Below are 7,384 nucleotides of genomic sequence, written 5' to 3'. Positions count from 1 at the left end.
GCCGCTGACGGCGGCCGCGCCCCGCGCCTCGATCCCATTCCGACGAAAGAGCGTGACACATGACGATGACGACGAGGAAGGCCGCTGTGGTGTCTGACGAGCCCCGCCTGAGCGGTCGTTCGGTGACGTTGACCTACGGCCGCCGGCCCATCGTCACCGATCTGTCCGTCGACATTCCCACCGGCAGGATCACCGTCATCGTCGGCGCGAACGCCTGCGGCAAGTCGACGCTGCTGCGCGGCCTGGCCCGGCTGCTGACGCCCGCCGCTGGCACGGTGTTCCTGGACGGCAAGGACATCCACGCGTTGCCGACCAGGGCGGTCGCCGCGAAGCTCGGCATCCTCCCGCAGATGCCGACCGCGCCGGAGGGCATCCGGGTCGCAGACCTCGTCGGCCGTGGCCGCTACCCCCACCAGACGTGGCGACGGCAGTGGAGCGGGACCGACGACGACGCCGTCGCCCGGGCGCTGGTCGCGACCGACACGGTGGAGCTCGCGGACCGGCAGGTCGACGAGCTGTCCGGCGGGCAGCGCCAGCGGGTCTGGATCGCCATGGCGCTGGCCCAGGAGACCGACCTGCTGCTGCTCGACGAGCCGACCACCTTCCTGGACGTCAGCCATCAGGTCGAGGTGCTCGACCTGCTCACGGACCTCAACCGCCGCGACGGCAAGACGGTCGTGATCGTGCTGCACGACCTCAACCTCGCCTGCCGGTACGCCGACCACCTGATCGCCATGAAGGCGGGCACGGTCGTCGCCGCCGGCCCGGCGGCGGACACGGTGACCGAACAGCTGGTGGAGGACGTGTTCGGCATGCGCTGCCAGGTCGTGCCCGACCCGGTCTCGGCCACCCCGATGATCGTCCCCATCGGGCGCTACCACGCCTCCGGCACCGGCCACACCGCCCACTCGGACCCCGCCCCGGCGGATGACCTTGCCGCGGACGAGTCCGAGGACCAGCCAGTCAGCGCCCACCCGGCCTAGCGCGGCGACAGTCGGGCTGAGCTGTCGTGCCTCAACCGTTGAGGAGGGTGATAGCGCGGCCAGCGGGGCTGGTGGCTGTACTGATCTTGGTGCGCTTGTCGATGGCGCGGGCGCGTGGCCGCTGGTCGAAGATGGCGAGGGTGCCGGTGTCCAGCTGGAGGCGGTCGAGGTACCGGTCGAGCTGTTTGAGGCCCTGAGGCAGCGGGTTGGACTTTCCCGGCTGCCAGGTCTTGATCTCGATGGCTTCGCGCTGGAGATGGTGGGTGCCTTCAGGGGTGGTGTAGGGCCAGCGGATGTGCAGGTCGATGCGGCCGGAGCCGATGGCGTATTCGCGTTCGATCTGGCCTCCGCCATTGACGACGCGCTGGAGGTAGCCCATGAGGATGAGCTGGGGGGCGACCTCGTGATAGAAGCCGCCCTTGATGAGGAAGTCGCCGTTCTCGATCCACCAGTCGGCGAACTCGTCGAGGACCTTGAGGAGGTCGAAACCGCCGTCGGGGCGGATGAAGGAGTGGGGGTTGGCGGTGACGCTTTCCTGGATGCTCTGGGAGAGGACGCGGACGATGACCTCGCGGTAGATGGGGTTGGCGACCCGGACGGGAGCGTTGGGCGCTATAAGGCCGAGGTCGCGGACGTAGGTCAGGTCGTCGTTGTAGGGCTCAAGGGTGAGCGGGTCGCCGGCGAGGAGAGCGCTGATGATCCGCTGGACGCGTGGTTCGGTGAGTTTCGCGGCGAGGGAGTCGAGGTGGGTGGCGCGGGCGAGGATCAGGCGTTCCTTCGCGGCTTCCAGGTGCTCGATAGTGATCGTTTCCGAGGCGGGTACCGGGATTTCCTCGATGACCTCGCGGGCGAGGGCGTTGACCAGCCAGGGCTGGCCGCCGGTCAGTTCGTAGGCGTGTTCGACGGCGCCGGGGGCGAACCGCTGCCCGGTCTCGGCGGTGTGCTGGCCGTACAGCTGGGCGACCTCGTCCGGTGTGAAGTCGCCCAGCCGTAGTGACTTCAGCTTGACGTTGAATGGGCTGGCAGTCCCTAGCCGGGACGCGTCACCTCCGGAGAGGGTTTTATAGTCGCGGACGTCGCGTAGTCCGCACAGCGCCACCGAGGTGGGATATTCGTCGGGCCGATCTGGGAACCCGGCGCGCAACTGGCGAAGTACGCTGATCAAAGTTTGCCCACGCAGCGCGTCGATCTCGTCGAAGAACAGCACGAGTGGCCGGGGGCAGGCCTGTGCCCAGGTCCGCAGCGCCACGTGGAGCAGCGTGCCCTCCGACTCGGTCTCGGACGGCCAGGCAGGTGGCCGCAGCTCAGCTGAAAGCTGCTGCTCGGCGCTGATCCGGATCTGCATGAGGATGTCGCGGGTAGCCGCGGCGTAGTCGTCGCCGGCGGCCTCGCCCTCCTCACAGGAGAAGTGCACGGCCGCGTACTGGCCCTGTCTGGTCAGGTCCCGCGCGAGCGCGCGCAGCGCGGTCGTCTTACCCGTCTGGCGAGGGGCGTGGACGACGAAGTACGCGTTCTGGTCGACCAGCCCCGGCCCCTCCGGCAGCCGCGAAAGCGCCGGAATCATGTAATGGAGGGTGGGCACGCACGGACCTGCCGTATTGAATCGGCGACTCATCCGACCGTTCCCTCCGCTCGCCATCACGACGCGACTGCTCCGCCCACCCTATGTGTGATCGACGATCTAGGTGGGCGGCCGGGCCGCGCGGCTCAGATCGGGTTGAAGAGGACGGGAAGCTGGGTGAGGCCGCGTATCCACGGCGACGGCGCCCAGCCCAGCTCTTCGGACGGCACCGCGAGGCTGACGTCCGGGAGCCGGTCGAGCAGCACCTCGAGCGCCGCCGCGACGATGATCTCGGCGATCTCCTGGGCCGGCAGCGGGCATCGGTGCGGGCCGGCGAGGAAGGCGAGGTGAGCCTGGTTGCCGCGCAGTGCCGCGGGGCCGTTCGGGCGGATGTGGGGATCGGTGTGGGCCCCGGCCACGCCGAGGACCATCATGTCGCCCGGCTGGATCCGGAAGGCCCCCAGGTCGCAGGCGCGTACCGCCCACCACGCGGACGTGTTCGCCGTCGGCGCGTCCTCCCAGAGCACCTCCGCCATGGCGCGCCGGACGGTGTTGCGGCCGCCCGCGAGGGTGGTCGCGAACCGGGGGTCGGCGAGCATGAGCCGCAGTGTGTTGCCGATCCAGTGCGCCGTCGGCTGCTGGCCGACGGCGATCACCATCCGCAGGTCCGGCACGATCGTCTCAGGCGGCCCCGCCAGCGGGTGGTGGGTCATCCGCGAGGTCACGTCGAAGGCTGGCCGGGCGGCACGCTCCGCCACCAGCCACGCCAGGCCCGTGGTCAGCCGCTCCTGCGCCGCCATCGCCTCGGCGTCGTATGTCAGTACCAGCAGCGAGTCGCGGGTGATCGCGGCCTGCCGCGCGGCGGGGAAGCCGACGAGCCAGGTGAACACCCGCGCGGGCAGCTGCTGGGCGAACTCCGCCATGAGGTCGGCGCTCCCGTCGGCGGCGAACGCGTCGATCAGCGCGTCGGCGTCGCGTTCACAGCGTGCCCGCAGCTCGTGGAGGTCGACCTCGGCGAGCGCGTCGTGCAGCACGGTGGAGCGCCGCGCGTGCTCCTCGCCGCCCGCCCAGGTCAGCCCGTTGCTGTCCGCGCCCAGGACCCAGGCCTGCGGCCAGTCCGGCGGGATGAGGTCGAGCGCGTTCCACCGCGTGCCGTCACGGTCGAACAGTTCCGGCCGGGTCAGCACGAAGTGGGCCTCGCGGTAGCCGAGCACCAGCCACACCGGCACGTCCCCGTCGAGAAGAGCCGGCGCGACGGCGCCGTAGCGGGCGCGCAGGTCGCGGTACACCCCGGCCACGTCCCGGTGGAAGTCGTCGCCGTATAACCGGGTCGCGCCGACATGTGTCGGATAGCGACTGGGCAGAGCGGCGGCGGCCGCGGTCGCGAGCGGCGTGCTCAGATTGGTCACGAGGGTCCCCAGATATCGAAAGCCAGCGACGGCCCGGCTCTCGTCATGCGGCCTGCTGGAGGCACCCCACGTCGCTGGCGGTGGCCAGCGCGGGCGCGGACGGGTCGCGAACGCGCCTTGTTCGGGGACCGGACAGCGGCCCGGGTGTCTGGATGGGCACGCCGCGCACGAGATGGTTGGGCCGAGGTGACGAAGACGGACAGGACAGCAACTCGCGCGGCATGATAGCGGGCGCCCAGACAGGCGCTGTTGCCTCCACGATCTCCACGGCGTGGCGCCGTCGGGACGCGGCGGCGCTCGCCGAGACCCCGGGGACGAGGCGACAGGGGAAACGGCGCTGATGAATCGACAGCCGAGGAGACAGCGACCGTCTGTCGCGGCTTTGGGACCCCTCCTGGCTGACGCCGGCCGGCCGGGACGGTGGCCGGCCGGCGTCAGCGGGCAGGGCGGTGGTGAGCAGGGGCGGCGGCCCGCGGCGGAGGCCGACGGACACCGCGTGCCCCTTCTTCTCTAGCGTTCGAGCCGGCCGCGTAGCTCCTTCTTGTCGATCTTGCCGACGGCGGTCAGGGGCAGCGTGTCGAGCGCGACGAGCCGGTCGGGCAGCTTGAACCGGGCCACGCCGCGTTCGACCAGGTAGCCGCGCAGGGCGGCCAGCGTCAGCTCTCCCCCGGGGGAGAGCGTGACGACGGCGCAGATGCTCTCGCCGAGGGTCTCGTCGGCGAGCCCGACGACCGCCGCCTGGGTGATCGCCGAGTGGCCGAGCAGGTGGTCCTCCAGCTCGCCGGTCGCCACCGACTCGCCGGCGCGGTTGATGACGTCCTTGACCCGGCCCTCCACGACGAGGTGCCCGGTGGGCAGCTGGCGGACGAGGTCACCGCTGCGGTAGTAACCGTCGGGGGAGAAGGCGGTCGCGTTGTGCGCGGCCGCCCGGTAGTACCCGCGGATCGTGTACGGCCCGCGGGTCCACAGCTCACCCACCTCGCCGGGCGCGACGTCGGCGCCGGCGGAGTCGACCACGCGCACCTCGTCGGCGGCGGCGAGCGGCCGGCCCTGCGTCGTGAACACCAGCTCGTCCGGGTCGTCGAGTCGGGTGTAGTTGAGCAGGCCCTCCGCCATGCCGAAGACCTGCTGGAGCGCGCAGCCGAGCGCGGGCGTGACCCGCCTGGCCAGCTCCTCGTCGAGCTTGGCGCCGCCCACCTGCAGCAGGCGCAGGCTGGAGAGGTCCGCCCGCTCCCAGGCGGCGGCCTCGACCCACAGCCGGGCCAGCGGCGGGACGAGGGCGGTCACGGTCACCCGGTGGCGCGCCACCAGCCCGAACGCGACGTCCGGGCTCGGGACGGGCGCGAGCACGACCGTGCCACCGACGCCGAGCGTCCCGAGGATCCCCGGGCAGGCGAGCGGGAAGTTGTGCGCCGCCGGCAGGGCCGCGAGATAGACGTCGGCCGCGCTCAGCCCGCACACCTCGGCGCTCGCCCGCGCGTTGTACGCGTAGTCCTGGTGCGTCCGTGGGATCAGCTTCGGCTTGCCCGTGGTGCCGCCCGAGATCAGCAGCACGGCGACGTCGGCCGCCGTGGGGCCGGCCGTCGGCGGTTCCTCGGCTCCCGCCGTCCGGGCGCGCGCCGCCGCGCCGCGAGCGGCCAGGTCGGCCAGCGCCGTGAACGGGCCGGGCTCGCCGGCGACCAGGACGTGGCGCAGCGAGTCGACCTCCGCGAGCAGCTCGCCGGCCAGCGGGCGGTGGTCATGGCCCTCGTGGACGTCGGGGATGAGGTAGGCGACCGCGTCGGACAGCCGCGCGAAGTGCTCGATCTCGGTCCGCCGGTGCGCGGGCAGCGCCAGCACCGGGACGGCGCCGAGGCGCGCCAGCGCGAACAGGACGGTGACGAGCTCGGCCCGGTTCGGCAGGTGCACGACGACCCGGTCACCGGCGCCGATGCCGATCTCGCGCAGCCCGGCCGCGAGGTCGTCCGCCTCGGCGTCGAGCTCGGCGTAGGTGAGGCCGCGCTCGCCGGCGACGATCGCCGTCGACGCGCCGTACGCGCTGGCCCAGCCGCGCAGCAGCTCGCCGAGCGTCTCGTCCCGCCAGTAGCCCTCGGCCCGGTAGCGCGCGGCGGCCTCGGCCGGGACGGGCACCCAGTCGCCGGCGAGCGGTCCGCCGGTCCCGTCGGCCTCGACCCCGCCAGTTTCGACCTCGGCCGCCTCGTCGAGACCAGGGCCCGTGAGCTCCTGGCCGAGGGGAGCCGGATCGCCGAGGAGCGTGGCGACCTCGTCGTCGGACAGGGCGTCGATCTCCAGGACGAGCGTGGCGATGCGGTCGAGCCGTCCGGGCGTGGGCTCGGCGCGCCGCAGAGCCTCGGCGAGGCCGGCCACGGTCGGCGCGCTGAACAGGGCGCGCACCGAGATCTCGTCGGTGTCGAGCTCGGCCCGCAGCCGGGCGACGAGACCGGTGGCCAGGACCGAGTCACCGCCGAGCGCGAAGAACTCGTCGGTGACGCCGACCTGGTCGGCCCCCAGCAGCTCGCGCCAGACCTTGACCAGCACCCGTTCGAGATCGTCACGGGGCGGGACGGCGGCGGACGCCGCCGCGCCCTCGGCGCTGGCCAGCAGCGCGCCGGCCCCGCGCCGGTCGATCTTGCCGTTCGCGGTGAGCGGGATCTCGTCGAGCACGACGACGCGGTCCGGCACCATGTGCGGCGGCAGGAGCGCGCGCAGCGCTTCGCGGACGGCGTCGGGGCCCGCGCCGGTGGCGGAGGCGTCGAGCACCACGGCCGCGCCGAGGCTCGGGCCCGCCCCGCCCGCCGCGGTCGTGAGGACCGCGACCCCGGTCCGCACCCCGGGAACGGACTCGAGGGCGGCCTCGACCTCGCCCAGCTCGACCCGGAAGCCGCGGATCTTCACCTGGTTGTCGCGCCGGCCGAGGAACTCGACGGTGCCGTCGGGGGTGTAGCGGGCCAGGTCGCCGGTGCGGTACCAGCGGTGGCCGTCGAGCTCGACGAACCGGTCCGCCGTGCGCTCGGGATCGGCGAGGTAGCCGAGGGCGACGCCGTCGCCGCCGATCCACAGCTCCCCGGCGACGTGGTCCGGGCAGTCCCGGCCCAGCGGGTCGACGACGCGCAGCCGGACGTTGCGCAGCGGCGTGCCGTACGGCACGCACAGCCACTCCGCCGGCACGGGCCGGTCGGCGTCGACCTCGCAGACCGTGGAATGGATCGCGGTCTCCGTGGTGCCGCCGAGGGCGATGAAGCGGCAACCGGGCACCGCGGCGGCGAGCCGGCCGGGCAGGTCGACCCCGACGCGATCGCCGCCGAGCAGCACCGCGCGCAGGCTCGCGCCCAGCGGCACACCCGCGCCGAGCACGAGGTCCAGCACGGTCGGGACGCAGTTGAGCACGGTGACGGCGTGCCCGCCCACCAGCTCGGCCCAGCGCCGCGCCT

At 72.9% G+C, this 7,384-nt stretch carries 4 protein-coding genes and 1 pseudogene; 1 reads left to right on the top strand and 4 read right to left on the bottom strand.

Annotated features, from left to right (window positions below):
• The first annotated feature begins 59 nt into the window (after nucleotides 1–59).
• Nucleotides 60–983, top strand: coding sequence for an ABC transporter ATP-binding protein (locus I6A81_RS03405; protein WP_407661240.1), 924 nt, complete (start codon nucleotides 60–62; stop codon nucleotides 981–983).
• A gap of 31 nt (nucleotides 984–1,014) precedes the next feature.
• On the opposite strand, the gene I6A81_RS03400 is transcribed toward I6A81_RS03405, so the two are convergent.
• The 4 genes and pseudogenes from I6A81_RS03400 to I6A81_RS46065 form a co-directional block, all read right to left on the bottom strand.
• Nucleotides 1,015–2,598, bottom strand: a complete 1,584-nt coding sequence (locus I6A81_RS03400; protein ID WP_202999037.1) for an AAA family ATPase — start codon at nucleotides 2,596–2,598, stop codon at nucleotides 1,015–1,017.
• A gap of 92 nt (nucleotides 2,599–2,690) precedes the next feature.
• Nucleotides 2,691–3,953, bottom strand: a complete 1,263-nt coding sequence (locus I6A81_RS03395) for a cytochrome P450 family protein (protein WP_202999039.1) — start codon at nucleotides 3,951–3,953, stop codon at nucleotides 2,691–2,693.
• 510 nt (nucleotides 3,954–4,463) lie between these two features.
• A complete protein-coding gene (locus I6A81_RS46070; protein ID WP_202999055.1) occupies nucleotides 4,464–6,083 on the bottom strand; it encodes a (2,3-dihydroxybenzoyl)adenylate synthase in 1,620 nt (539 codons plus the stop codon).
• 273 nt (nucleotides 6,084–6,356) lie between these two features.
• Nucleotides 6,357–7,319: pseudogene (locus I6A81_RS46065) on the bottom strand (non-ribosomal peptide synthetase); the annotation flags it as partial.
• Between the last annotated feature and the right edge of the window lie 65 nt (nucleotides 7,320–7,384).

The organism is Frankia nepalensis (assembly GCF_016786325.1).
GTDB classification, from domain to species: domain Bacteria; phylum Actinomycetota; class Actinomycetes; order Frankiales; family Frankiaceae; genus Pseudofrankia; species Pseudofrankia nepalensis.
This window is presented reverse-complemented; position numbering and strand designations above follow the sequence as displayed.